The 25,376-nt window shown below is 64.7% G+C and carries 29 protein-coding genes; 9 read left to right on the plus strand and 20 right to left on the minus strand.

Annotated elements, in window-relative coordinates; translation table 11 throughout:
• Positions 1 to 60 precede the first annotated feature (60 nt).
• Positions 61 to 264, minus strand: coding sequence for a hypothetical protein (locus tag ACVWYQ_RS07465; protein WP_085969273.1), 204 nt, complete (start codon positions 262 to 264; stop codon positions 61 to 63).
• 275 nt (positions 265 to 539) lie between these two features.
• Positions 540 to 1,202, minus strand: coding sequence for a glutathione S-transferase family protein (locus ACVWYQ_RS07470; protein WP_157286667.1), 663 nt, complete (start codon positions 1,200 to 1,202; stop codon positions 540 to 542).
• Between the two features lie 135 nt (positions 1,203 to 1,337).
• Here ACVWYQ_RS07470 and ACVWYQ_RS07475 point away from each other — a divergent pair, with 135 nt between their 5' ends.
• Entirely contained in the window at positions 1,338 to 2,054 is a 717-nt protein-coding gene (locus ACVWYQ_RS07475; RefSeq protein ID WP_404540603.1) for a DUF599 domain-containing protein, read from the plus strand.
• 1,089 nt (positions 2,055 to 3,143) lie between these two features.
• Here ACVWYQ_RS07475 and ACVWYQ_RS07480 read toward each other — a convergent pair.
• The 4 genes from ACVWYQ_RS07480 to mgtE all read right to left on the minus strand — a co-directional run bounded on the left by ACVWYQ_RS07480 (position 3,144) and on the right by mgtE (position 6,980).
• The gene (locus ACVWYQ_RS07480) at positions 3,144 to 4,004 is read right to left on the minus strand and encodes a hypothetical protein (RefSeq protein ID WP_456725553.1); all 861 of its coding nucleotides are present in this window, start codon (positions 4,002 to 4,004) and stop codon (positions 3,144 to 3,146) included.
• A gap of 49 nt (positions 4,005 to 4,053) precedes the next feature.
• Complete coding sequence (locus ACVWYQ_RS07485; RefSeq protein WP_157286670.1) at positions 4,054 to 4,872, minus strand: aldo/keto reductase; 819 nt, start codon at positions 4,870 to 4,872, stop codon at positions 4,054 to 4,056.
• 148 nt (positions 4,873 to 5,020) lie between these two features.
• Positions 5,021 to 5,338 carry a helix-turn-helix domain-containing protein gene (locus ACVWYQ_RS07490; RefSeq protein ID WP_404540597.1) on the minus strand — a complete coding sequence of 106 codons (318 nt, stop codon included), beginning with the start codon at positions 5,336 to 5,338 and terminating at the stop codon, positions 5,021 to 5,023.
• A gap of 220 nt (positions 5,339 to 5,558) precedes the next feature.
• On the minus strand, positions 5,559 to 6,980 hold the full coding sequence (gene mgtE, locus ACVWYQ_RS07495; RefSeq protein WP_128265350.1) for a magnesium transporter: 1,422 nt from the start codon (positions 6,978 to 6,980) through the stop codon (positions 5,559 to 5,561).
• A gap of 83 nt (positions 6,981 to 7,063) precedes the next feature.
• Between mgtE and ACVWYQ_RS07500 the strand changes: the two genes are divergently transcribed.
• Positions 7,064 to 7,891, plus strand: a complete 828-nt coding sequence (locus ACVWYQ_RS07500) for a polysaccharide deacetylase family protein (RefSeq protein ID WP_404540593.1) — start codon at positions 7,064 to 7,066, stop codon at positions 7,889 to 7,891.
• Positions 7,892 to 8,048: 157 nt separating this feature from the next.
• On the plus strand, positions 8,049 to 9,389 hold the full coding sequence (locus tag ACVWYQ_RS07505) for a polysaccharide deacetylase family protein (RefSeq protein ID WP_404540590.1): 1,341 nt from the start codon (positions 8,049 to 8,051) through the stop codon (positions 9,387 to 9,389).
• A 4-nt stretch (positions 9,390 to 9,393) separates the two neighbouring features.
• Here the strand turns inward: ACVWYQ_RS07505 and ACVWYQ_RS07510 are convergent, their stop codons facing one another.
• On the minus strand, positions 9,394 to 9,768 hold the full coding sequence (locus ACVWYQ_RS07510) for a hypothetical protein (protein ID WP_404540588.1): 375 nt from the start codon (positions 9,766 to 9,768) through the stop codon (positions 9,394 to 9,396).
• A 284-nt stretch (positions 9,769 to 10,052) separates the two neighbouring features.
• On the opposite strand from ACVWYQ_RS07510, the gene ACVWYQ_RS07515 reads away from it, so the two are divergent.
• Positions 10,053 to 10,310: a hypothetical protein gene (locus ACVWYQ_RS07515; protein WP_036013744.1), complete on the plus strand. Its 258-nt coding sequence runs from the start codon at positions 10,053 to 10,055 to the stop codon at positions 10,308 to 10,310.
• A gap of 22 nt (positions 10,311 to 10,332) precedes the next feature.
• Here the strand turns inward: ACVWYQ_RS07515 and ACVWYQ_RS07520 are convergent, their stop codons facing one another.
• From ACVWYQ_RS07520 to ACVWYQ_RS07540, 5 genes are all read right to left on the minus strand, one after another.
• Positions 10,333 to 10,521 carry a hypothetical protein gene (locus ACVWYQ_RS07520; protein ID WP_036013742.1) on the minus strand — a complete coding sequence of 63 codons (189 nt, stop codon included), beginning with the start codon at positions 10,519 to 10,521 and terminating at the stop codon, positions 10,333 to 10,335.
• A gap of 54 nt (positions 10,522 to 10,575) precedes the next feature.
• Entirely contained in the window at positions 10,576 to 11,478 is a 903-nt protein-coding gene (locus ACVWYQ_RS07525) for an NAD(P)/FAD-dependent oxidoreductase (protein ID WP_404540585.1), read from the minus strand.
• Positions 11,475 to 12,551, minus strand: a complete 1,077-nt coding sequence (locus tag ACVWYQ_RS07530) for a flavodoxin family protein (RefSeq protein ID WP_404540582.1) — start codon at positions 12,549 to 12,551, stop codon at positions 11,475 to 11,477. The genes ACVWYQ_RS07525 and ACVWYQ_RS07530 overlap by 4 nt, the downstream gene beginning before the upstream one ends.
• 64 nt (positions 12,552 to 12,615) lie before the next feature.
• Entirely contained in the window at positions 12,616 to 12,819 is a 204-nt protein-coding gene (locus ACVWYQ_RS07535; protein WP_404540579.1) for a hypothetical protein, read from the minus strand.
• Positions 12,816 to 13,025 (minus strand): hypothetical protein, encoded by a 210-nt coding sequence (locus ACVWYQ_RS07540; protein ID WP_271540081.1) that lies wholly within the window; start codon positions 13,023 to 13,025, stop codon positions 12,816 to 12,818. Before ACVWYQ_RS07540 ends, ACVWYQ_RS07535 begins: the two co-directional genes overlap by 4 nt.
• Before the next feature lie 270 nt (positions 13,026 to 13,295).
• Here ACVWYQ_RS07540 and ACVWYQ_RS07545 point away from each other — a divergent pair, with 270 nt between their 5' ends.
• A complete protein-coding gene (locus tag ACVWYQ_RS07545; RefSeq protein WP_271540078.1) occupies positions 13,296 to 13,580 on the plus strand; it encodes a hypothetical protein in 285 nt (94 codons plus the stop codon).
• Positions 13,581 to 13,739: 159 nt separating this feature from the next.
• Here ACVWYQ_RS07545 and ACVWYQ_RS07550 read toward each other — a convergent pair whose 3' ends face one another.
• From ACVWYQ_RS07550 to ACVWYQ_RS07580, 7 genes are all read right to left on the minus strand, one after another.
• Positions 13,740 to 13,937, minus strand: coding sequence for a hypothetical protein (locus tag ACVWYQ_RS07550; RefSeq protein WP_271540103.1), 198 nt, complete (start codon positions 13,935 to 13,937; stop codon positions 13,740 to 13,742).
• A gap of 198 nt (positions 13,938 to 14,135) precedes the next feature.
• Entirely contained in the window at positions 14,136 to 14,318 is a 183-nt protein-coding gene (locus ACVWYQ_RS07555) for a hypothetical protein (RefSeq protein ID WP_271540076.1), read from the minus strand.
• 129 nt (positions 14,319 to 14,447) lie between these two features.
• Positions 14,448 to 14,654, minus strand: coding sequence for a hypothetical protein (locus ACVWYQ_RS07560; protein WP_271540075.1), 207 nt, complete (start codon positions 14,652 to 14,654; stop codon positions 14,448 to 14,450).
• A 141-nt stretch (positions 14,655 to 14,795) separates the two neighbouring features.
• Positions 14,796 to 15,554, minus strand: coding sequence for a Crp/Fnr family transcriptional regulator (locus ACVWYQ_RS07565; RefSeq protein ID WP_404540576.1), 759 nt, complete (start codon positions 15,552 to 15,554; stop codon positions 14,796 to 14,798).
• A complete protein-coding gene (locus tag ACVWYQ_RS07570) occupies positions 15,554 to 18,721 on the minus strand; it encodes a CheR family methyltransferase (RefSeq protein ID WP_456725554.1) in 3,168 nt (1,055 codons plus the stop codon). Before ACVWYQ_RS07570 ends, ACVWYQ_RS07565 begins: the two co-directional genes overlap by 1 nt.
• A 196-nt stretch (positions 18,722 to 18,917) precedes the next feature.
• Positions 18,918 to 19,193 (minus strand): hypothetical protein, encoded by a 276-nt coding sequence (locus ACVWYQ_RS07575; protein WP_404540573.1) that lies wholly within the window; start codon positions 19,191 to 19,193, stop codon positions 18,918 to 18,920.
• A gap of 10 nt (positions 19,194 to 19,203) precedes the next feature.
• Positions 19,204 to 20,211 carry a chemotaxis protein CheB gene (locus ACVWYQ_RS07580; protein ID WP_404540571.1) on the minus strand — a complete coding sequence of 336 codons (1,008 nt, stop codon included), beginning with the start codon at positions 20,209 to 20,211 and terminating at the stop codon, positions 19,204 to 19,206.
• Positions 20,212 to 20,303: 92 nt separating this feature from the next.
• Between ACVWYQ_RS07580 and ACVWYQ_RS07585 the strand changes: the two genes are divergently transcribed.
• On the plus strand, positions 20,304 to 20,702 hold the full coding sequence (locus ACVWYQ_RS07585) for a response regulator (RefSeq protein WP_404540568.1): 399 nt from the start codon (positions 20,304 to 20,306) through the stop codon (positions 20,700 to 20,702).
• A 345-nt stretch (positions 20,703 to 21,047) separates the two neighbouring features.
• On the opposite strand, the gene ACVWYQ_RS07590 is transcribed toward ACVWYQ_RS07585, so the two are convergent.
• Complete coding sequence (locus ACVWYQ_RS07590; protein WP_404540565.1) at positions 21,048 to 21,830, minus strand: SDR family NAD(P)-dependent oxidoreductase; 783 nt, start codon at positions 21,828 to 21,830, stop codon at positions 21,048 to 21,050.
• Positions 21,831 to 21,983: 153 nt separating this feature from the next.
• Between ACVWYQ_RS07590 and ACVWYQ_RS07595 the strand changes: the two genes are divergently transcribed.
• Genes ACVWYQ_RS07595 through ACVWYQ_RS07605 form a run of 3 tightly spaced genes read left to right on the plus strand, consistent with a single transcriptional unit; the run spans position 21,984 to position 25,337 of the window.
• Entirely contained in the window at positions 21,984 to 23,159 is a 1,176-nt protein-coding gene (locus tag ACVWYQ_RS07595; protein ID WP_404540562.1) for a zinc-dependent alcohol dehydrogenase, read from the plus strand.
• A gap of 11 nt (positions 23,160 to 23,170) precedes the next feature.
• Positions 23,171 to 23,752 carry a hypothetical protein gene (locus ACVWYQ_RS07600; RefSeq protein ID WP_128265364.1) on the plus strand — a complete coding sequence of 194 codons (582 nt, stop codon included), beginning with the start codon at positions 23,171 to 23,173 and terminating at the stop codon, positions 23,750 to 23,752.
• Positions 23,733 to 25,337 carry an alpha-amylase family glycosyl hydrolase gene (locus ACVWYQ_RS07605; RefSeq protein WP_456725555.1) on the plus strand — a complete coding sequence of 535 codons (1,605 nt, stop codon included), beginning with the start codon at positions 23,733 to 23,735 and terminating at the stop codon, positions 25,335 to 25,337. Before ACVWYQ_RS07600 ends, ACVWYQ_RS07605 begins: the two co-directional genes overlap by 20 nt.
• The last annotated feature ends 39 nt before the right edge of the window (positions 25,338 to 25,376 follow it).

Genomic DNA, 25,376 nt, shown 5'->3' on the forward strand with positions numbered 1-25,376 from the left:
CTTTTGACGGCGGCAGAGTACAATTCCCGGAAGGCGCCTATGCACTGACGGCGTCGGCCTTCAGGAGAGCGCGAGCTGGCTTTCCTTGGCGACGCGCTCGAAGGCTTCGGTCGAGCTCTTGATCCGATACTGGCAGTCGTCGCCTTCGGTCGGGAGCAGACGGATGACCTCATACGCGCCGCTCGCAGCCGGACGCGCGACATTGCTGGCCGTGAACAGGACGCGCGTTCCCACGGGGAATTTGTGCTTCAACACCCTCTCCATTACTCAAACAGCGCCCGCCTCGCCCAGTGTCCCACTGCGAGGGCCGGCCGGAAACCCGGGCGGGTGTATAGCACGCGTCCGATGCTTTTGGCCAGCGCCATGCCGGCATGGCCCGCGCACAATTTTTCCAGTTATTTCAGGATGATAACGGGGCAGCCGGTGGGGCGATGATACCGGCGGAGCTGCTTATTCCGCCGACATGTCGCAGGCCTGTCGCACCCTCCTCCCGATCGGCTGGCGTCCCCGCCTCCGGCCGGCGCCGGTCGGACTGCCGCTCAGGCGTCCTCGAACTTGGCTATGACGAGCGTTTCGGCCAGTGCATCCCGGGTCCATTCCTGGAACGCCGGCAGCGCCATCATGGTCTCCATGTAGGCCCTGGTGTCCGGCGCCACCTCGATCGCGTAGGTGCGAAAGCGGTGCACGACGGGGGCATACATGGCGTCCGCCGCACCGAAACGGCCGAACAGGAACGGTCCCTGTGCGCCATAGCGGGTGCGGCACTCGCGCCAGATCTCCTCGATGCGCGCGATGTTCGCTTTGGCATCCGCCGACAGCGCCACGGCGCGGATCGGCCGATGCAGGTTCATGCCGCATTCGTTGCGCAGCGCCACAAAGCCGGAATGCATTTCGGCGCATACCGACCTGGCATGCGCGCGCGCGGCGACGTCGTCAGGCCAGAGCTTCGCTTCCGGATAGCGCTCGGCGACGTACTCGATGATGGCAAGCGAATCCCACACGGTGACGTCGCCGTCGACCAGCACGGGCACCTTGCCGGCGCGGCTGAAGGACAGGATCTGCGCCTTGTCGGCGGGATCGTCGGTGTAGAGCGGGATCAACGTCTCCACGAACGGGATGTCGTTGGCGCGGAGCGCGAGCCAGGGCCGCATCGACCATGACGAATAGTTCTTGTTGCCGATCGCGAGTTTCAGCGCAGCCATGTCACTGGTCCTTCGTTGAGTCCTGCAGTTGCAGCCGCTTTTAGCGCCATCGCCTGCCGCCAATCAATCGTTGCTGCGTCCTCTCCTGCGTGGCAATCGTTGCGATCCTTGCCAAGAGACAGACATGAGACAGACATGAGCAGGCATTGGGTCGACATTACCGCCGTCGGCTTCTTCATCATCGAATGGCTGGCCTATGCCTTGACGCTAGAGCACTCGGCCTATGGCCGCGACAGCCTGTCGGCGCGCATGAACCGTTATCGCGAGGTCTGGGTACGCCGGCTGCTCGAGCGCGAGACGCGGATGGTCGACATGCAGATCATGGCCTCGCTGCAGAGCGGCACCGCCTTCTTCGCCTCCACCAGCCTGTTCGCGCTCGGCGGCGCGCTGGCGCTGCTGCACGCCACCAACGACGCGATCACGATTTTGAGCAAACTGCCGATCGACCTCAGCACCTCGCCCGCTTTGTGGGAGCTGAAATGCGTCGGCCTCGTGCTGATCTGCGTCTACGCCTTCTTCAAATTCGCCTGGGCCTATCGCCTGTTCAACTATGTCGCCATCCTGTTCGGCGGTATGCCGCCGGCCTCGCAGCGCGACACCCCCGAGGCCGAAGCCCACGTCATCCGCACCTCGCGCCTGTTCGAATCCGCCGGCCGCCACTTCAACCGCGGCCAGCGCGCCTTCTTCTTTGCGCTCGGCTATCTCGGCTGGTTCGTCAGCCCCTGGGTGCTGTTCGTGACCACGGCAGCGGTCGTGGTCGTGACCTGGCGCCGGCAGTTCGCGTCCAGCGCCTGGGCCGCGATGGCACCGGAGGCGGTGAATGGTGATGAGGGTATGAAGCGCGATCATTGAGGCACGTGTCCCGGACGCGATGCAGCGCGAAGCGCTGCTTCGCCGAGCCGGGACCCAGCGCCACACGGATTGCTCGGAGACATGGGCCCCGGCTCTGCAGCGCACCGTCGAAGTGACGCTGCGCTGCGTCCGGGGCACGAGAGAGTGTAGCGCTCGCACTCTCCTCCTCGTCGTTGCGAGGAGCCCTTGCGACGAAGCAATCCAGAATCCCGCCGCGGAAAGATTCTGGATTGCTTCGCTGCGCTCGCAATGACGGAGTGTGAGGCGACGCTGCGTTCTCCAAGTAGCACTTGTCATCCCCGCGGAGGCGGGCGATGACAGCGAGGGGCTACAGACGTGCGTACTCGGCCTCGCGGCGCATTTTGCCCGAGCTTTGCTTGGTCACTCCACCCTCTTGTCAGGAGGGCGCAGGGAAGGCCGGGTGCCGGCAGCACCCGCGGTCCGCTGCGCGAAAAGCACACGCAGGAAGAACCGCACAGCAGCATACAGGTGAAGCCCAACACACGGCCTTCCCTGCGCGATGGTCGGACGGCTTATGCCGCGCTCTCCCGGGAGCCGAGTTCCCTCTGGCCTCCCTCGCTCTCGCAAAAGTCGCCGGCACCGCGCCGGTTGACGCCAATGCCGCATTCGCCAGAGCTTGACCGTAGCAACGACGGCCAGGACCACACGGTTTTGCCGTACGCGCGGTTCGTTGGCGCCGCAGGGTTCGAAGGCGTTGTGCACGTTGCCATCGAAATGCCGGCGCGACGAACCTGACAGCGCCGCTCGTCCGTACGAAGCCTCGGGCTCACGGAGAGCAATCCGCCCCGCCCTCAACTCTCGTACACGACGCTGCCGCGTCCACCGCAAGCCCGGCTCGCGACAATGACGACCTCATGATCGCCCCTCGAGATTGAGCCGGGATGGGCGACACATACGTCATTTCCGAATTTCGGTAAAGCGGAATATTTTCGCGTGAATGGATTGACAGAGGACCGAAACAGGCACGATGTCGTTGCCCGGATCGAGCGCGAGCGTAATTCGGGACGGTGCGAGACGCCGGGCGAGCGGCCCCGGATTACGCTTCGCTCCATCCAGGCTACGGCAGCGCTATCCGCCGAAATCCTTCGGGCTGAACGGCAGATCCAGCACCTTCCATTCCCCGTACAGATTGGCCGGCAACATCTTGTAGGGTTGGCAGTTCTGCAGCGCGCTCGTTGCGGACTTGACGATGGCCACGCCCTTGGCGGACGGCGGCGCCTCGATCAGGATGGGCTCGCGCGCCAGCGTGCCGTCGGTGGCGAACACGGTGCGCAGCTTGACATGGACGTTGTCGGTCGGTGCGACGCCGGGCGGCAGCTTGGCGCAGCCGCGCAAGTGACGGCGAAGCTCCGCGATGACCTCGGGCGGAAGCTTCGCAGCGATTGAATCGTTGGCATCCCCGCCGTCGTCCTTGGCGCCTTTCGGCTCGACCGGCAATTCGGGCGGCAGGCCCAGCATGACCCCGTACTTGATGGTGACGTCCGGTTGCGGCGTCTGGTAGGCCGGCGGCGGCGCGGCCTGCGGCATGGGCTGTGGCTGGGCTTGCGCGTTGGCCTCACGCTGCTTCGAGGCCTGCGAAGGTTGCGGCTGCTTCTGCTGCGGCTCGGGCGAGGCCTGCTGTGATGGCGATGGTGCTGCCGCCTGCGGCCTTGCCGCGGGCTTCGATGCCCCCGCCTGGTCGATGATATCCGGCTTCGGCAGCTTCAGATCGGGCAGCGGCTCCGGCGGCATCGCCTCTTCCTTCTTCTCCTCGGCCTTGGTTTCCTCCTGCTTCACCTGCTCCGGCGTGACGATGTCGACCGCGACGGTTTCGGGCGGCTGGCTATGAAACGGACGGACCTCGCTGATCACGATGATCAGCGCCACCAGCGTCAGATGGGCGATTGCCGAGGCGGCAATGTCCGTCCGTATGATCTTCCCCAGTTCCATCGACCGATCTTGGGTTGCCGCCGCGGTCCTAGCATACCCCGGGTCCCTCTCAATCCCATTTCGGGGCGAAGCCAAAGTCGGTCAGGCGTCCCTTCGGATTGGCGAGCGCGGCGATCCGGTCCATCTCGTCTTCCGACAGCTCGAAATCGAAGATCTCGATGTTCTCCGACAGGCGCTCGATGCGCGAGGTGCGCGGGATCGCACCGACATTCTGCTGCACCAGCCAGCGCAGGCAGACCTGCGCCGGTGTCTTGCGGTGGACGCGACCGATCTCGGCCAGCGTCTGGTCGGACTTGATGCGGCCCTTGGCGATCGGGCTGTAGGCGACGAGGGCAAGGCCATGCTGGTCGCAGGCTGCCCTCACCTTCGCCTGATCGAGATAGGGGTGATACTCGACCTGATTGCAGACCAGCGGCTCCGCCGACAGCGCGACCGCCTGCTCGATCAGTGCCACGGTGAAATTGGAGACGCCGATGTGGCGGGTCAGGCCCATCCTCTTCGCATGCGACAGCGCGCCCAGCGTCTCCGCGAGCGGCACATGAGGATTGGGCCAGTGCAGCAACAACAGATCGACCGAGGGAAGCCGCAGACGAGCGAGGCTCTCCTTCACCGAGCGTTCGAGATCATGGGGTGCGAAATGGTTGGTCCAAACCTTGGTGGTGAGGAATACGTCGTCGCGGCGCACGCCGGAGCCGCGCAAGCCGTCGCCGACCTCGCGCTCATTGTCGTAGACCTGCGCGGTGTCGATATGGCGATAGCCGAGCCGTAGCGCCTGCTCGACCACGCGCGCGGCCGGCCTTCCGCTCAGCTCCCAGGTCCCGAGACCGATCGCCGGAATCCTTGCGCCATTGGCCTCGACGAACAGCATGAGGAATCCTCTTCCGTTGCGACAGCCCCGGACGTCATTATGGACCCGGTCGATGATGCTGCCAACGGAAGCCGCGGCAGCCAGGCGGGATATTCGATGCAGGCCTAACGGGAGGTTGTGCGTCAGGCTTTGGCGTCAGGCCTTGGCGTCAGGCCTTGGCGAGCGCCTGGAACACCGTGTCGGGGGCATGCGCGATCACCGTGAGCAGTGCGCGGGCCGGGCCGCGCGGGGCGCGTTTGCCCTGCTCCCAGTTGCGGATGGTCTCGACGGGAACGCCGAGCCTGGCGGCGAACTCCATCTGGGTCAAGCAGGCGCGCCGGCGCAGATCGCGCACCGCGAGCGGGCCGCTGTCAGCCGGCGCCGCATTGGCCGTCGGCTGAACCGCAAGCGGCTGGACCGGAAATTCCTGCCCATCCCGCAATTCGACGATCCGTCCATCCGCCTTCAGCCGCAACCGCATGCCCATTCCCCCAAGCAAAGGCGATGATGCGGCAGGTCGCTTAAAGTCGGATTAAAGATGACGGTCTCATGCCCCGGACGCAGCGCAGTGCGCCGCCTTTGCGGCGTGGTGCGCTGCTGAGCCGGGGCCCATCTTGCCGCAGCCGACCCTGACGCTTTCTGGGTCCCGGTTCTGCGCAGCAGCGCTACGCGCCGCAGCGCGCCCGGGACCCGAGAGCGAGGCAACCCTACTTCAACCCGAACCAGAGCGTCGCAATCCCGAGGAAGGAGAAGAAGCCGACGACGTCGGTCACGGTGGTCACGAACGTGCCCGACGCCACCGCCGGGTCGGCCCGCACGCGATCCAGCGCCATCGGGATCAGGATGCCGCCGAGCGCGCCGGCCACGAGGTTGCAGACGATGGCGAGCCCGATGACGATGCCGAGGCCCGGGATCTTGAACCAGGCCACCGCGGCGATGCCGGTGATCACGGCGAAGGCGAGGCCGTTGACGAGGCCCACCAGGGCCTCGCGCATCACCACGCGCCAGGCGTTGGAGGAACCGAGCTCGCGCGTCGCCAGCGCCCGCACCGCCACCGTCATGGTCTGGGTCGCGGCATTGCCGCCCTGGCTCGCCACGATCGGCGCCAGCACCGCGAGCGCGACCATCTTCTCCAGCTGGCCCTCGAACAGGCCGAGCACGGAGGACGCCAGGAACGCGGTGGCGAGGTTCACCAGCAGCCAGTTGAAGCGGCCGCGGGCGATGGTGAGGAACGTGTCCGATAGCTCTTCGTCGCTGGTGACACCGCCGAGCGCCTTGAGGTCCTCGTCCGCCTCCTCCTCGATGACGTCGACGACGTCGTCGACGGTGATGACGCCGACGAGGCGGTCCTGGGTGTCGAGCACGGGTGCGGCGACGAGATTGTATTTGCCGAACATGCGCGCCACCTCTTCCTGGTCCTCCAGGACGGAGACGCGGCGGCGATCCTCGTCGGTGAGCTCGGTCAGCGCCACCGGCCGGCGCGTGCGCAGGAGCACGTCGAGCGGCACCGCGCCCTGCCAGTGCTGCTCCTTGTCGACGACGTAGATCTCGTAGAAGCGGTCGGGCAGATCCGGCGTCTCGCGCATGTAGTCGATCGCCTGGCCGACCGTGAAATCCTGGGGCACGGCAATGAACTCGGTCTGCATGCGGCGGCCGGCGGAGTTCTCCGGGTATAGCAGGCTGCGCTCGAGTGCGACGCGCTCCTTGAGCGGCAGCTTCTCCAGGATCTCTTCCTGCTCCTCGGCACCGAGGGTTTCCAAGAGCTCGACCGCATCGTCGGATTCGAGCTCACGGACGCCCTCGGCGACCGTCTCCGGCGGCAGCTCCTCGAGGATCTCCTCGCGCACGGTCTCGTCGACTTCGTTCAGCGCCGAGAAGTCGAAATCGCGGCCGGTGAGCTCGACCAGGCGGACGCGGTCGTCGGGCTCGAGGGCGCCGATCAGATCGCCGAGATCGGCCTCGTGCAGCTCCGCGACGCAGGCACGCAGCGCCGCGCTGTCGCCGGCCTCGATCGCACGGGCGACTTCCTCGACGAATTCGTGCCTGATATCGCCGTCTTCATTGCGCATCGGCACGTGGTCGAGTACCGAATCCGCAGCGGGTGTGGCAACGTCCAGATGTTCATCCATGGCGCGCCTCGCCGTTTGACAGGTTGGAACCGGTGGTGTGAGCTGAGGCTTCAGGCAATACCCACAAGGCAAAGCCGAGCGCAATGGCAAAGATGCTGCGACTGAGGTGGACCTCGACCATGGCGGGCGCGCTCGCGGCGACCATCGGCGGCACTGCCGCAACCGTCATCGGCGCCGCCGAGACGAAGGCCGCCGAGTGCCCGCGCAAGGATGCGCTCGGCACCTCGCGCGTCCTCAGCGTCGATCCCAAGACCTATCCGCGCGTGGGCCTGAAGAGCTTTCCGCAGACGCTGCCGCTGGCCGATCGCGAGGTCGTGCTGACCTTCGACGACGGGCCTAACCCGCCGACGACGTCGAAGGTGCTGGCGGCGCTGGCACAGGAATGCGTGCGCGCGACCTTTTTCCTGATCGGCCAGCACGCCTCCGAGCATCCCGACATGGTCAAGCGCATCGCCCGCGAGGGCCACACCGTCGGCCATCACTCCTACTCGCATCCGTTCATGGGGCGTATTCCGTTCGAGAAGGCCATGGCCGACATCGACCGGGGCATTGCCGCAGACGAGATGGCGCTGCGCGGGGCCCCGACGACGACACCCTCGACGCCGTTCTTCCGCTTTCCCTATTTCGAGTCGACCCAAGCGCAGCTCGACCTGCTCCAGTCGCGCGGCATCATTGTGTTCGGGGCCGATTTATGGGCCAGCGACTGGGAGGAGATGACGCCCGAGCAGCAATTGAAGCTCGTCACCGAGCGCCTCGCCGCGAGCGGCAAGGGCATCATCCTCTTCCACGACAACAAGGCGCGCACGGCCGCAATGATGCCGGCGTTTCTCCGGTATCTGAGGGAGAACGACTATCGGGTGGTCCACATCGTCCCGGCGGGCACTTCACAGAAGAGCGCCGATACGCGCTGATGCCGGAATGTCACGCCCGGGCAAAATGGGGTGATTTGGGGCCAATTAACACTCTGTTCATGCTACCCCGTGAAGATGAGAGCGGCTGCGGCTGAACCGTTTTGAGCCATCTCCGACCTATCTAGGGCGCCAAATTGCATGGGGGCAGACGAGGTTCATGATCGGAAGTAGCGTTGTTTTGCGGACGCGATCGTGGATCGTCCTCTGTCTGGGAATGCTCATCGCCGGTTCGCCGGCCGCGCTCGCGGCGGAGTGTCCCGGCCACCCCGACGCCCTCGGCACCTCCCGCACCCTCGTTGTCGATCCGCGCGAACATCCGCTGATCGGCACCATGCAGTACCGCGAGACGCTGCCGCTGAAGGACCATGAGGTCGTCCTGACCTTCGACGACGGTCCGATCCCGAAATATTCCAACCAGGTGCTCAAGATCCTGGCCGACGAATGCATCAAGGCGACCTTCTTCATCGTCGGCAACCAGGCCAAGGCCAATCCGGAAGGCGTGCGCAAGCTGGTCGCGGCGGGCCATACCGTCGGCACGCACAGCATGGACCATCCGCTGACCTTCGACCGGATGCCGATCGAGAAGGCCGAGGCGGAGATCAATGGCGGCATCGAATGGACCGCAGCCGCGATGACCGATCCGTCGCAGCTCGCCCCGTTCTTCCGCATTCCCGGGCTGATGCGCGCCGAGGGCATCGAGAACCATCTGATTGCGCGCGGCCTCCAGGTCTGGAGCGCCGACTTCCCGGCCGACGATTGGCGGCACGTGTCGTCCGACCGCGTCTACCAGCTCGCGATCCAGCGGCTGGAGGCCAAGGGCAAGGGCATCCTGCTGCTGCACGACATTCAGGCTCGCACGGTGGCGGCGCTGCCCAAGATCATCCGCGACCTCAAGGCACGCGGCTATCGCATTGTGCATGTGGTGCCCGCCAGTCCCGAGCGGCCGGCGACGCCGACCACGCCGGTCGAATGGCTGATGCATCCGCCATCCGAGACGACGCCGATCGCGCGCTGGCCGCGCGTGCCGCATTTCGTGTTCACGCAGACCAGGACGCTGCCGGCGCCTGCGCTCGCGAACCTCAATGTGCAGGGCGAGCATCAGTCGCTGCTGCCGCGCCGGAGCAAGGGCCAGATCGACCTCGCATCCACCCTGCCCGTCCCGGGTCGCGATCTGTTCGCGATTCCGGAAGGCTCGGTCGAGGTGCTGATGTCGACGACCTCATCGCGGCGCGCCGCGACCCGGCTCGCCATGGGGGCCGAGAGGCCGCATCCGGCCAAGGACAAGGCAGCACAGGGCAGAGGCGCGAAGGGCAAGACGGCCAAGCTGCATGGGCGGCGTACCGCCCAGGCGGCGCCGGCTGCAGCGGATCATGCCGCGCAGCCCGTCGACATCGTACCCAAGAGTACCGCAGCGAAGAGCGCCGCGGCAAATGGCGCGGCCTCCAAGGGCGTGCCGCCCCGTCCGACCCGCGTCGCCAGCCTGAAAAAGCGCGCCTGAGCTGCTATTGCCGCATGATGGCGGCGACGCAGAGCAGCACGATCAGCGCCAGGAAGAACAGGTCCATGTAGGACTTGAGCTCGCCGTCCCGCCGCAGCCGCGCGACGTCGGTGATCACCTGCTTGCGCGCAGTGGTGCTGCCCGAACCGTCGTTGAGCGGAGCCTGAAGGCGCTTGGTCTCGGCCTCCAGCTTCTCGATCTTCTGGAAGAAGTAGAACGCCCGCAGCGTCGAGGCCGCGCGCATGGCGGCATAGACCAGCACCAGGATCGCCAGGATCGCGCGGTTCGGATACTTTTCCATGAAGTTCAAGCTGAAATAGACCACCGCCATGAAGGCGAAATTGGTGAGGAAGCGGTAGACGAAACTGAGAAAAACCATGCTGGCTCGAAGCTTGAGGGGGTCGCAACCCTATGGTGTTGCGACGCGCGGGATCGGGACCAGACCGGAACGGCGAGCCTGGATACGGCCCGTCTACGCCAAGTTTGTTTCAACAAAGATACTGCCGCCCCCGCAACTAGCTGCCTTTTAGCCTGACGCGGCCATAAGGCAAGCCGGAGCATGGCCCCCTGGCCTCGCGCGCGCGAACGGCCCGCAACGGCTCAATGGCGATTTGGCCGAAGGCGCGGTAAACTGTGACCGCCACCAGATGTGGGGTTCTTCCGATGTCGAAGAAGGGAATCACGGGCCACGACGACTGGGTTCTGACCGAGGCACTCGCGACCGCCCTGGTCGCGCTGGAGCAGCTCGAACCGAAGCACCAGCCGAACGCGCATATGGAGGACATCCGCAAGCTGCTCGCGAACGGCAAGGAGCCGGCTGCGGTGAGCCTGCATCTTGCGCAGGCCAAATGCCGTCTGTTTCCCGAGCTTGACCCGCTGCAGATCTACCGGGAATACGGCATCGGCGAGGAGTATGGCTGAGGCCGCCGGTCGACGATCGAGCTCAAGGCCCGCCGGCGACCGATCCTGCGATCACCATGACAAGCGCGCCGAGGTCGATCTTGCCGTTGACGGTCAGCTCCTCCGAGGCCGCTGCGTCTCCCGCGCCCTGCACCTTCAGCGATTGCGGCCGGTCGGCGGCCTGACGCTGCAATTCGCCGACGATCGCTTCCTTGAGTTTCTCTTCCAGCATGGGCTCTTCCTTCGGATCCGATCAGTCAAGACGGCAGCCCACGCTTCGTTCCCATCACGCAAATCGCGGCGGCAGGCTGTTGTGGATCGTGCAGGCCGCGATGGCCGCGTGGCCGAACGCGACCGAGATCTGGTGCAGGTCGGTGACGACGTCGCCGATGCCGTAGAGCCCGGCGATCGACGTGCGCTGGTGATCGTCGACCTTCAAATGACCGTCCGCAGTGTGGTCGGCGCCCAGCGCCGTCGCGAGCTGGGAGCGAACCTCCGCGCCCATCGCAGGATAGACGATGTCGAATTGCGCGGTACGTCCGTCGGCGAAATCCGCTTCAACGCCGCCGTCTCGCCGCGCCAGGCGCAGCTCGGGCGCGAACACGATTCCGACGCCCGCCTCGGACAGCTCCGACGTTGCGGCCTTCGCGTCGTCCGCGCCGGTCGCAAGCAGCGTCACGTCGCGCGCATAGCCACGCAGGAAGAGCGCCTTTGCGGCGGCACGATCCAGCGGCCCGACGACGCCGATGCGGCGGCCGGTCGCCTCGAAGGCGTCGCAGACCGGGCAATAGCGCAGCAGGCCATCCGCGACGGCGGCGCGCCAATCGTCGAACGGCGGATGGGTATCGACGATCCCGCAGGCGAGAATGACGGTGGCGGCCGCATGCATGCCGCCATTCCAGCTCGCTTCGAAACCGTGTTCGTGACGCTGCAACGCCGTGACCTCGGCCTCCACGCGTGTGACGGCGAGCTCGTTCAGCTGGGCCGACATCCGCTCGATCAGCTCCGCGCCGGACAGGCCGTGGACGAAGCCGGGGACATTGTGGCTGCGCGGGATCAGGGCCGCCCGGCTCGCGCCGGCGTCCACGACGCAGACGCGGCGGCGGAAGCGCGCCAGATAGATCGCGGCCATCAGTCCTGCCGGCCCGCCTCCTACGATCAGGCATTCAAGGGGTGGCGCGCCGGTCATTTGGGGTTCGGGTCCGCAAGACCGGCGCCGGGCTCATCGAGGCGCCCGCTTCGCGCGAGCCGGACGGCATTGCCGAGCGCGCGCGCCGCATTCTGCACTTCCTGCTGGAATTCGCGGTCCTCATCGAGCTCGCGATGGGATGTGGCGTATGGCTCGTCGTAGCCGACATAACCGTCGAGCTCGGCGTAGCGGCCTGCCGAGATCAGCTGCATGTCGGTCAGCCAGTCGGACAAGGCCCGGCGCACGCCCTCGGCGCCGACCGCATCGCCGTGAACGACAAGGCCGAAATGGCGGCCGGCGAGATGGCGCGGATAGGGCCAGCCCTTCATCTCGATGGCCTTCGCCTCCGCGGCGTTCTTGCCGTGGGTCGAGGTCGGATCGGGATTGCCGCCGTCGGCGCAAACCATCCGGTCCATCATCGCCTTGAGCCCGGCGGGCACGTGATACCAGTTCACGGGTGCCACGATCAGAATGCCGTGGGCCGCAACCCAGAGCGGATAGATCTCGTTCATCCAGTCGTGGGTCTGGCCCAGCGAGTAGTTCGGATAGCAGCTGCACGGCCAGTGGCACAGCGGCATGGCGGTGCCGACGCAGGACTTGCAGGGATGAATGGTCTTGCCGAATTCCGAGGCGAGGCGCGACAGATCGAGGATGTCGACAATAAATCCCATCTCGATGAAGACGGGCTCGGCCAGCTTGACCAGTCGCCAGGTCTTGGACATCTCGCCGGGACAGGTGTGCTCGCTGCGGGCCGAGCCGTTGATGATCAGGATGCGCGGCGTCTCGTCGGCATCGTCGTGGCGACGCTGCGCCTCCAGGATTTTTGCGCGCGCATCGAGCCAGTCGACGGCGAGATCGTAGTCCGGGTCGGAAAAGCCTGCGCCGGCCTTCCGCGTCAACGGTGCCTTGCGCGAATGGCTGTAGGCATCCCAGGCCGCCGCAGTGATGGCGTCGAGCTCACGCCCGAGCGGAGCAAAGGCGGGATCGACGAACTGGCGCTTGTAGCGCTGCGCGAACTCTTCGCGCGACAGCTTGACGGGCGGCATCCCCTTGCGAATGTCGGCATCCGTCATGCTGGCTCCTGGCGAGGTCGGTGTCCTCCGACCAACCCAGCGCCGAGCGCACGGTTCCCAAGCTTTACTGGCGAGCAAGCTCCTGCGGTGCATCGAACTTGGCGATCCTTTGATCGAGCCGCCACAGCTCGATACGATGCACGAGCACGAGCGCGGCGGCTTCGCGCTTGGCCTGTTCGTCATTGTCGCAGACGAGGTTGATGCATCCGAACACATGTCCGTCCGGATCGATCTGGAACGCGCGGTAGTGCTTGAAGCTTCCCGTCATGACGGTCCTCGTCGCGGCAACACGGGTGTGCTCAGCCAGTCTGTAAGGTTCGAGGTCATTTCGTTCTGCTTGGCGCGCTGCAGCAGCATCTCGCGCTCCCTACCGGGCGGCAGGCTGCTTGCGCGCTCGCGGGCCTTCTCGGCGAAGGCAGCAAGCCGCTCCTGGAGCGACTGAGTCTGTTTCCTGCGGTTACGTTTGGCGGTCATGGGACTCACGCATGATGCGGGGGAAATTGGCCCCGGCGGGGGATCAGGCGCCGGGGCCCAAGTTCTCTAGTGTCTCAAGTCACTTGCCGGTCGGGGCGGCCCAGCCCGGCAATGCTGGTAGCTTCCGCCGCAATTCGCGGTTCCAGCATTTCAATAAGTTAACGCTGCGCGATTTTGCGCAAAGCACAACCGCAGCGTCCGATCGATCCGGGCTGCGCCGGAACCGAAATGCTGATTCGTATGTTCAAGAACGACTTGAAGGAGATCATCATGGCAAAAGCAGCATGGAAGCGGCCGGGCTCGCCGATTGGCCGCAAAGGACCACGCAAGGCAAATCCCGCTTACAAGCGCCGCGCACGCGAGCCGTGGACGCCTGCGGATGTGAGCAAGTTGAAGCAGCTTGCGAAAGGCAACACGCCAACCGGCGTGATGAGCATCAAGCTTCAGCGCCCTGTCGCGGCCATTCGCAGCAAGGCGCAGCGCGAAGGAATTTCGCTGCGGCCCGCCAATCGCTCGCCCTACAACCGGCGAACCAAAGCCGCGAAGCGGCGTTGATTCCCCGCACCGCCGGGTGACAACCGGACGCAACGGGGAACGATGGACGTGGCGCTCATTTTTCCGGTTTCTGCCCACGATATCAGCGCATCGGTACGCGCCGACATCTAACCCGTTCCCGGCGCGTGCAGCCCTGCCAGGCTGCAGGCGCTGCGCCCGTCAATTCGGCGGCTGCAGGCCCGGTGAGCGCAGCCATTCGCTCATTTGAGACCCCGTTTCCGCCTGTCGCGCCTTGCGCAACATTTCATCGCGCGCCGCGCCGGGCGGCAGCAATTTGGCCTCTTCGCGCAACCGCTCCGCTTCGGCTGCCAGCCGGGTCTCCAAGGTATCCTCGTGTTTGATCCGACGCCGCATCATCGTCATGGGCGTATCCCTGTAGTCAGCGGAACGCGCCACTGCGTTCATATGGTGATAATGCCAGGCAAAGTCGCGCTGACCTGCATCTAACGTTCTGGAACCGAAACGGTTGCCCGCGCTGCCCAAAAAATCTGCTTGGAGCCTTAAGTGACTGAGGAAACATCATTCCTCGGAGACGCCAACTGCGCCAAACGCGGGTTAATTGTCCTCATTCTCGCGGCAAGCCTTGATTTCCGTACGAAGCATGGCGCTCTCAAACACGGCCAGGCGCATCTCGGCCACGATTCGATCGCGATGCTCCATGAGCAGCCGACGCTCCTCCCGCAGAGCGTGGTTGGCATCGATCGCGCAAGAGGCGCGAAGAAAGAGGGCGTCGCGCATGGTCGCATGGTCGCATGGTCGCATGGTCGCATGGTAGCCACGTGTCCAAGCCGCGCATTTACCTAGGTTACTCAAAATGAGTAATTGCGCAGATGTGCACACTTTCATTAGGTCGAAAGTTGCGCGACCTCATGGATCGAAGATGGGTGCACGACCGCTCGCTGGGTCGTGCCTCGCCAAGGACTCGGCAAGCTGCTGTTCCATTTCATAGCGGGCCCACCGGAGCTGCCGCCTGACTTCGGCATTGATAGCCCGCAGGCGAATGCTCTCTTCGATGGCTCGATCGGCACGTGCCAGGAGTTGCCGAGTTTCCAGACCAAGATGATCACCATCCATGGCCGCGCTCCTCATCATGCAGGCGGGAGCGCGCGATCTCTCAGCCACCGGCGCCTACGGACAGGGCCTTGGCCGGTGATACCGGTAGACTAGCTCAGGTAAGTCGCTGTTCCTAGTGTGCAGACGGCCGACGGCGGCTTTTCATCCGCGCTTTCGACCACCGCGATAGACTTGCAGATAACCCGGCGAGAACAGAGCCACATCTTTGAGCGCGTCGAGATTCTTGATGACCAGGGTACGGTCGCGCAGCACGATCAGTCCTGATGCGCGCAGTTCCTGAAGTGTGCGATTGAGATGGACCACCGAGAGGCCGGTGGCGTCGGCAAGATCCGTCTGCGTCACGGGCATTGCGCAGCTGTTGCCGTCGACCATGCCGACGGGACGCAACCGCTCGAAGATCTCGCAGAACAGATGCGCCACGCGCTCGAGCGCGACGCGACGGCCGAGATTGACGGCCCATTCGCGCTGAACCGCGTTGTTGACGAGCGTCTCGCAAAGGAATGCTTCGGCAAGCGAACGGTCGGCCGCCAGCAGGCTATCGAAGCGCGCGCGCTTGACCTCGGCGTAAACGACCGGGGTCAACGTACCGATGGTGTGATCCATGGTCGAGAGCAGGAATACATGAGCGTCGCAGCTTTCGCCGGGAAAGATGAAGTTAACGATCTGGCGCCGGCCATCCTCGAGCATCTTATAGCGGCAGAGCCAGCCCGACAGCACGATGCGGACACTGTCGACGGTGTCTCCCTCGGAGATCAGGTCCTCGTTTGCTCCAGCGTGCTGCACCCCTTCGAGCATCGCATATTCAAGTGACGCGCGAGCCTCCGACGAAAGCGGCCTCAGCGCATTCAACCGGCGAATGGCCGGGTCCAAAACGCTGCGGTCGGCGATCGACAAGGACATCACTCAGCCACAGGGGGAGTGTGGAAGGAGCCCTTGGTCACTGGGATCATGATCGTGCATTGCAGCCCCCCCGAATGGAAGGTCAGCGTGGTCTGGCCCTTCAGCTCGAACGCCAGTGTACGCTCGAGAAGCTCGGTTCCGAAACCTTTCCGCAGCGGCGGCGGCACCTGCGGCCCCCCACGCTCCCGCCATTCGACCGTCAATTGTGCGGGTTCCGTGCTTTCGTCGATGCGCCAGGACACGTCTATGCGGCCTGACGGCTGACTCAGCGCTCCGTATTTCAGCGCGTTGGTCGCGAGTTCGTGAATGGCTAGAGCGAACGTTTCGGCGGCCTTGGGCTGGAAGCGGACCTTCGGGCCCGAAACGCGCATCTGCTCGCCTTCGCGGGCATTGTAGGCGAGCAGTTCCTCCACCACCAGGTATTCGAGATCGACACCGCCCTCGGGATCCCGCGTCACCAGTCCCTGGGTCCGGGCGAAGGCGTTGAGCCGTCCGTCCAGATGGGAGGCGTATTCCTCCACGGTGGTGCTCGTCTCCGCCGAACGGCGGGCGATCGAACGCACGACACCAAGCGTATTGCGGACGCGATGCTGCAATTCGGCCAGTAGCAGGCGCTGCCGCTCCTCGGCGCGGGTAATCTCCGTAACATCGATGAACGTGATGACGACGCCTGCGATGAAATTGTCGACGCTGCGGTACGGCAAGACGCGCGCGATATATCTCTTGCGGTCATCCGGCGAGGTCAGCTCGCGCTCGGCGCTGGCCAGGGTGCGCAGCACGCGGCGGACATCGTCGTAGAGCGCCTCGATCGGAATGCGCGCCTTGATGTGAGATATCGGGCGGCCAGCATCGGTTTCCACCAGGTGCAAGACTTGCGTGATAGCCGGGGTGAAAGTCATCACCCGTAAATCGTTGTCGAGAAACACGGTCGCGATCTGCGTGCTTTCGAGGAAATTCTTCAGATCGCTGGTGGCGCGCGTCAATTCCTGGACGCGGTGCGCCAACTCGCCATTGACCGTCGTCAGCTCTTCGTTGACCGACTGCAACTCTTCGCGTGAAGTCTCGAGCTCCTCGTTGGCGGACTGAAGCTCTTCGTTGAGCGATTGGTATTCCTCGTTGGAGGATTTCAGCTCTTCATTGGTACTTTCGAGCTCCTCGATGGTGGCCTGGAGGCGCTCACGTGTCGCGCGCAGCTCGCTCTCGAGGCGCTCGACATGCTCGGTGCGAATGAGGGCGTTGGACTTGCCCTGGTCGTCCCTGATCGGTTGGGCCGGTCCGTCCTTGAACAAAACGACGAAGTTCCGGTGACCGCCGGCGTCGTCCTGAATGGGCTCCACCGTGATGCTCACAAGGATGCGGTGCCCGTTCACGCCGAGGTGCACCTGCTCGGCATTGACAGGCTCGTTGGTTTCCGCCGCGCGGCCGAGCGCGGTCCGCAGCTCGAGGCGGAGATCGCGATGCACGAGCTGAAGCAGATCGAGGCTAGCGGCGCCGGCGGTTGGCTCGATGTACCGACCGGTACGTCCCGAAAAGTGCAAGATCTGGAAATTCTCGTCGGTGATGACGTAAGCCGGGGCATATCGGTCCGCGATCCGTTGCGCGCGCCGCTCCAGGCCGACGTCAGGGCTGAGCGAGCGCACCGGCGGCACGTCGACCGGCGCCCTGCTCGCAGCGGTCGTGATCGGAAACTCGGGAGGCAGCCGCGTTCCGGTATCGAGTTTCCTGAAGATGCGTGCACGGCGGTCGATTGGCACGAACAGCTTTGGATGCCGCGTCACATTCTCCGAATTTCCGAGGAATAGATAGCGGTCGGGCAACAGCGCAAAGTGAAACAGCGGTATGACGCGGTTCTGAAGCTCCGCGTTGAGATAGATCAGCAGATTGCGGCACGAAACCAGGTCCAGCCTGGAGAACGGCGCGTCCTTGATGACGTTGTGCTGGGAGAAGATGCACATCTCGCGCAGCTCCTTGACCACGCAATAGGTGTCCCCCTCCCGCACGAACCAGCGCGCCAGGCGTTCGCTGGTCATGTCGCCCTCGATCGAGGTGCGATAACGGCCGACCCGCGCGGTGGCCAGCGCCCGTCCGTCGATGTCGGTGGCGAAGATCTGCACCTGCGGCAAGGAGTCCATCCGCGCCATGTGTTCGCGCAGCAGGATGGCGATCGAATAGGCCTCCTCGCCAGTGGCGCAACCGAGCACCCAGACGCGAACCTGCTGAGCGGCCCCCTTGCCCTCGAATATCTTTGGAATGATCTGGGTCTCCAGAACCTCGAATTCGCGCTTGTCGCGGAAGAATTCGGTGACGCCGATCAGGAGATCATTGAAAAGGTGTTGCGCCTCATCCTTGTCGTTGCGCAGGAAATCCACGTAGGCGGGGATGTCCTCGATCTGGACGACCTGCATGCGCCTTTGCACCCGGCGCAGGAAGGTATTTTGCTTGTAGCCGTGAAAATCGTTGCCGGTCTTGTTACGCAGGATGTCGGCTATCCGCGAGAGCGAGGTCGCAGCGGCGGCGAGCACCTCGTCGAACCCCTGCTTTTCCTCCAGACGACGCAGATGGCGAGCATAGACATGGATGTGCTCGGGAATCTCCTCGGCCGGCAACACATAGTCGGCGATCGCCGCCGCCGTGTTGGCATCCTTGAGAGGAGCCGATTTTTCGCTGGCGACCCTTTCAGCGATGGCAAGACCGCCGTGATCTTTCAGCGTCGCAGTACCCAGCGTGCCGTCGCCGCCGGTCCCGCACAAAATCACACCGATGGATTTCTCGGCGTGCTCCTCCGCCAGTGATACCAGGAAGCTGTCAATCGTGGCTCGCTCGCCCGGTGCCTGCTCGGCCTTGCGGATCGCGAAACGGCCGCCCTGGATCGTCGTAATCATCGCCGGCGGGCACAGATAGATGTTCCCGCCTTCGATCGGTTGGCCGTGACGGGGGTCGGACAACCTGCAGCCGTTCGAGCCTTGCACGATCTGACGCAGCTGAGCCTCGTCGAACGCCTCGTGGTGCTGAAGCGCCAGCACGATCGCCTGGTCGTCGCTCAAGGTCATCTTGGCAAAGAAACGCCCGATGCTGTCCAGAGCGGCCGGTGAGGCGCCGACGCCGATCACGAGCGGGGACTTGGTCTGGCGCTCTCCTTCCGCCGCTTGCTCGCCGACTTCAGTCATGGACCTGGTAGCTCTCTCTCACTGGCCGGCACCAACGGGCGCCCGATCCTTGCAGATAGCAGAAATTAGCTCGATCCCAACAGTTGAAAGACAATGATGTCACAGAGCTTCCTTCGATCTCTCGCGAGTCTCGGCCCAGGGGGCTGCGCAGCATCTCGGCCAGCTAGGCGACGAGCGGCGTTGAACGCTGGGATCATCAACCAGCTTCCGGCTGTTCTGCAGCCAACTGCCGTTGCAGATACGTGATGCGCTGCGCGATCAGAACGCGGTGGCGCTCCCACTCGGCAAGGTTCTGCTTGAACACGTCGACCAGCCGTTCCGCCTCGCGGGTATCATGACCGCCGGCGCGAAGTTCGCGCACACGATCCTCCTGCTTGCGGATGCGCTGCGAGCCCTCTTCGATGTCCCGGTCGGCCTTGACCAAAAGGCGCTGCTCGACACCGAGCTGCTGGGCTTGTTCGGAGATGGCCATGGCAGTCCCTTCACGTCTCCCGCTTGCGGCCGGGAGCATCGAGCGATTGTAGCACCACCCGCCGGATCATATCGGCATATTCGCGATATTCGACCGCCCTCGCCTGGTACATCTCGGCGACCGCGGACCGGCCGCTGCGCCGGCCGTCGGCAGCCATGCGCTGGACCAGCTCTGCCCGTTCCTCGATGATGCGCAAGGCGACACGCAAGGCCTCGTCGACGCGTCCCTCCTGCTCCTTGGCGAGCGTATCGACCGAGAATCCATGGCCAACCTGGCAACGGAAGCGCATCGGACGCGACTCCTTCACCTCGGACAGAACGCCGCCGCAGGCCGGACAGGTCAGCGCGACGGGATCGGCGAATGCGAGCAGCTTGTCGCTGCCAATCCGGTCTCCGGCCGCGATCTCGACCTCCAGCCTGATCTCCGGCGGGATCGGCAGCGCCGCGCCGGCCTGCTCCCGGGTGAGCTCGGACAGGACGTCACCCATACTGGCGCCGGGAACGCAGAGGTCGACCGTGGTCTCCTCCATCGCGCGCCGCGGCATCTCGTCGGAGATGGCATCCGTGGGGTCCTGGACCACCGCCATCCCGCCGCAGCGTTTGATGGCGTTGAGACCCGCCGCGCCGTCGGACAACAAGCCGCTCAGGAGCACGCCAATCACCCGCGGCCCGTAAGCGATGGCTGCGGAACGAAACAGGGCGTCGATGGCCGGCCGGACCAGGTTCTCGCGCGGACCGCGCCCGAGCAACACCCGATCCCTGGACAGCAGCAAATGGTGGTCCGGGGCGGCTAAATAGATCTGCCCCGGCTCGATCTCCATGCCGTTTTCGGCCTGGCGGACCGGAAGCGGCCCGGCACTCCTGGCGACCGTTGACAGAATGCCGATGCCCTGCGCGGGAATGTGCAGAACGATGAAGACGGCTGCGGGCAAATCCGGCGGCAAGCGGCTCAGGATCTGCTTCAGTGGCTGGGTCGCTCCTGCCGAGCCACCGATCACGATGATGTCGCGGTTGCTCATGGAACCTGTTTTCGATTTGATCGTTTCGGATCAAGGCGGGGCCCCGTTTTATGTTCCTACGGGGCCGAAGCGAAGGCTGAGGCATCATAACGATGTTGCGCACAACATCCGGTCAGCCTGCGCCTTTCACCGGGCGCAGGGTTTTCGTGGTCGAGGACGAGTATTTCCTCGCCGACGACATCAGCGAGGCATTCCGGGCGCTGGGTGCCGAGGTGGCAGGTCCTGCCGGGCACATCGAGGATGCATTCAAGATCCTGCGTGACGGCAGCACGCTGGATGCGGCGGTCCTGGACGTGAACATTCACAGCGAGAGGATCTTTCCGGTCGCTCGCGAACTAAGGGCGCGCAACGTGCCGTTCGTGTTCACCACGGGGTACGATAGGGTCACCGTCGGACCGGAATTTCAGGATGTACCGCTTTTTGAAAAACCGATCGATCTTGCCAAGATGGCGCGTCAGCTCGCGGCGCTGCTCGTTGAGCCTGGAAGCTGACGACGATCGACTACGATCAGAACAGATGCGCGAATGCGAGCCAGGCGGTCACCGCCAGGCAAAGGATGACTGCCGCATAGGGCAGAGCGATCCGCAAGACTGCCTCCTGCCCCATCAGCTCAGCATCATCCAGACGATCGCGGCCATCATCACCAGGAAACCTGTAATAGCGGTCGCCACAAAGGCTATTTCAACGCGGTCCATCGCCATTACAGCCCCGTCCTGACGAATGCAGTCTGGCCTGGCGGCGAACCCAGCGCATTAGGCTATGTGAATCAGCCGCCGCGCCTTGTCCAGCATTTCGTTGGGCGGCTGTTGGTCGCGGGGCTTGCGGCGAACTTCAGCTCACGACCTTGCCGTACCCGGCTCGGCCAACTTGCGATGCCGCTTGGCCAGCATCTCGTTCGGCGTGACATTGGCGACCGTGGTCTGGATCTTGTTCTTCAGCCCGGTGACGATGTCGGCCTCCCCGCGCAGCATGGCGTCGAAGCCGGCCTTGGCGACGTCGTAGGCGCCATCCTTCTTCTCGGTGCCGACCTTGGTGTCCATCATGTCGGCGCGGCGGAAGAACTCGGTGTCGGTCGCACCCGGCATCAGGCATGTCACCGTGACGCCGCTGTCGCGCAATTCCTCGCGCAGCGCAAACGAGAATGAATCGAGGAACGCCTTGCTGGCGTTGTAGGCGGCCTGGAAACTGCCGGGCATGAAGCCGGCGATCGAGCCGGTGATCAGGATGCGGCCGGCCTTGCGGCGGAGCATCTCGTTGCCGACGCGGTGGATCAGATACAGCGTGCCGGTGATGTTGGTGTCGATGAGGTGTTTCACTCTGGCAAAGTCCTGGTCCAGGAACGCCTTGCCGAGGCCGATTCCGGCATTGGCCAGCAGCGCATCCACCGGCCGGTCACTGATGGCGTCGCAGAGCTTGTCGACGCCCTCGGTGGTGGCGAGATCGGTCTCGACCGGCTCCACGCTGCCGCCATGCCGGCGCAGATCGACGGCCACCCGCTCGATCTGCGGCTCGTCCGCCGCGATGACGAGGTTGAACCCGGCCTGCGCGCAGCACCTTGCGAGTTCCAGGCCGATGCCGGTGGAGGCGCCTGTGACGACGGCGAGTTGATTGGCGGGCATGGCATAGGTCCTTGAGAGGAGGATGATGACGCCCAATCGCGCCGCCGCCATCTCGTTCCTATCGGGTGCGCTTGCGAAGAAATGCACGTCGATTAGCAACCATCGTTCATTCCTGGACTTAAGTGCCAACTGGTTCAGCCGAGAGGACGGAAGATGAAGGCGCTGGTTTGGCACGGCAAGGAAGATATTCGCTGCGACACGGTCACCGACCCCGAGATCCAGGACCCGCGCGACGCCATCATCAAGGTCACGAGCTGCGCCATCTGCGGTTCCGACCTCCATCTCTTCCACAATTTCATTCCGGGCATGCTGCCCGGCGACATCATGGGCCACGAGACCATGGGCGAAGTGGTCGAGGTCGGCTCCGGCGTCGACGGCAAGCTGAAGAAGGGCGACCGGATCGTGGTGCCCTTCACGATCATTTGCGGTGAATGCGACCAGTGCAAGCGCGGCAATTTCTCGGTGTGCGAGACCACCAACCGCAAGCGCCACCTGGCCGACAAGGTGTTCGGACACACCACCGCCGGCCTGTTTGGCTACACGCATCTGACCGGCGGCTATCCGGGCGGCCAGGCCGAATATCTCCGCGTGCCCTTTGCCGATGCCACGCACATCAAGGTGCCTCCGGGCATTCCCGACGAGCAATTGCTGTTCCTCAGCGACATCTTCCCGACCGGCTGGCAGGCGGCCGTGCAATGCGACATCGAGCCGACCGACACTGTCGCGATCTGGGGCTGCGGCCCGGTCGGGCAGATGGCGATCCGCAGCGCCATCCTGCTCGGCGCCAACCAGGTGATCGCGATCGATTGCCTGCCGGAGCGGCTCAGCATGGCCGAGGCCGGCGGCGCCACCACGATCAACTTCGAGACCGAGAGCGTGGTGGAGCGGCTCCAGGAGCTGACCGACGGCAAGGGTCCGGAAAAATGCATCGATTGCGTCGGCATGGAATCGCATGTGATGCCATCGCTGCCTGACACCCTGCTCGACCGCGCCAAGCAGATGGTGATGGCCGAGAGCGACCGGCCCCACGTGCTGCGCGAGATGATCTATGTCTGCCGTCCCGGCGGCATCATCTCGGTCGCAGGCGTGTACAGCGGCCTGTCCGACATGCTCCCGATGGGCGCCTTCATGAACAAGGGCCTGACGATGCGGACCGGCCAGACCCACGTCAACCGCTGGACCGACGACCTGCTCCGCCGCATCGAAGAGGGCGAGATCGATCCGTCCTTCGTCATCACCCATACCGTCCCGCTCGCCCAGGGGCCGGAGATGTACCAGGTGTTTCGCGACAAGCGCGATTCCTGCGTCAAGGTCGTGCTGAAGCCCTGAAGGAGCCAGCTATGTTTCACTTCTCCAACATCGTCCGCACCAAGGGCGACCCCAAGATCGTCGAGGGCGGACCGAGCCTGAAGCAGCCGGCGGACCAGCTCGCGCGCGCACTCGGCTGGTTCAGCATCGGCCTCGGCGTCGTCGAGTTGTTCGCGCCGAGGCGCGTCACGCGCACGCTGGGTATGGAAGGCCATGAGACGCTGGTCCGCGCCTTCGGCGTGCGCGAGATCCTCGCCGGGATCATGTCACTCTCCGTCGACAAGAACGCCGGCCTGTGGGCCCGCGTCGGCGGCGACGGCCTCGATGCCGCCGCGCTGCTGTCCGGACTGACGTCGGACAATCCCAAGAAGGGCAATATCGCGCTGGCGCTGCTGATGGTCGGCGGCATCGCCGTGCTCGACTACCGTGCGGCCCAGGACACCAAGCCGCGCCGTCCGCCGCGCGATGCGCGGCGCAAGCTCTATCCGAACCGCAGCGGCTTTCCCAAGGGCATCGAGAGCGCCCGGACTGCGGCAAGGCAGATCGCGGCCCATGCCAAGACACATGCCGAGACAAACGAGGTGAAGCAAGGTGATGAGCGTCGAGTCCCGTGACGAAGCTGTGTGGTGGGAATCCGCCGTCATCTACGAGATCGCGCTGATCTCATTTCAGGACTCGAACGGCGACGGCAAGGGCGACCTTGCCGGATTGATGTCACGCATCGACTATTTGAAATGGCTCGGCGTCGACGCGGTGTGGCTGACGCCGATCTACAAAAGCCCCTTCCGCGACCTCGGTTACGACATCTCCGACTATTGTTCGATCGATCCCGCCTTCGGCAGCCTCGAGGAGTTCGATCGCGTGCTCGAAGCGCTGCACGCTGCGGGCATCCGGCTTATCCTCGACCTCGTCCCCAATCACACCGCGAACGATCATGCATGGTTCGTCGAGAGCGCAAGCTCGCGCAACAGCGCGAAAGCCGATTGGTACGTCTGGGCTGATCCGGCCGAGAACGGCGGGCCGCCCAACAACTGGCTGAGCCGGTTCGGCGGCAGCGGCTGGGAATGGTGCGAGGCGCGCCGGCAATATTACTATCATTCCTTTCTGGTGGAGCAGCCCGACCTCAACTGGCGCAACCCGCAAGTGCGCGCCGCGGTCGCCGATTCCATGCGGTTCTGGCTCGACCGCGGGGTCGACGGCTTTCGCGTCGACGCCAGTGCGGTCCTGATCAAGGACCGGCTCTTGCGCGACAATCCGTCGAACCCCAACGCAGAGGGCAAGCCGCCGCCGCAGCGGCACACACCCGTGTTCACCGATGACCGGCCCGAGACGATGGATTGCATCGAGTTCATCCGTGAGGTGATCGACGCCTATCCTGGAAGGATGTTGTGCGGCGAGGTCCAGGGTGAGACCGATCGCATCGGCCACTTCTACGGCAATGACCGGCCGCGCCTGCATCTGCCGCTCAACTTCGCCCTGCTCGATTCCAAATGGGACGCCCTCTCGCTGCAGGCCACGATCGACGCCTATTTCAACGCCATCCCCGACGATGGCTGGCCAGTTTGGGTCATCGGCGGCCATGATAAGCAACGGATCGCGAGCAAGATCGGCGAGGCGCAGATGCGCGTGCTGGCGATGCTGCTGATGACGCTGCGGGGAACGCCGTTCTTCTTCATGGGCGACGAGATCGGCCGCAAGCGTGTGCCGATCCCGCCTGGCCGCGTCCGCGATCCCTTCGAGAAGCTCGTGCCCGGCTACGGCCTGTGCCGCGATCCCGAACGCGCACCGATGCGGTGGGATGACAGCCCCGACGGCGGCTTCACGGCGGGCCACCCATGGCTGCCGCTCGAGCCGCCCGATGGTGCGGCCAATGTCGCCGCACAGCAGCGCGGCGAACGCTCGATCCTCGCTCTGTTTCGTGCGCTGATGACGCTGCGGCGCGAGCATGCCGGCCTGCAACGGGGCGGCTACGAACCGTTGCGGTCGCAGAACGATGTCCTGGCGTACAAGCGGAAGGATGGCCGTAACGAAATCCTGGTCGCGCTCAATCTCGCGGCCGAACCGCGGAAATTCCATTGGCAAGGTCGCGGCCGTCTTTTGATGTCGACGCATTTGGATCGGCCTCCCGAGCCGGTGCCGGATGCGTCCATCCTGCTCCGGGGCAACGAAGGCGTGATCATCGCGCTCGAGCCTCGGTGACGTCAGGAGGAACCATCCGCGTCGCGAAGAGTCTGAACA

The sequence above is a fragment of the Bradyrhizobium sp. USDA 3397 genome (assembly GCF_054060965.1).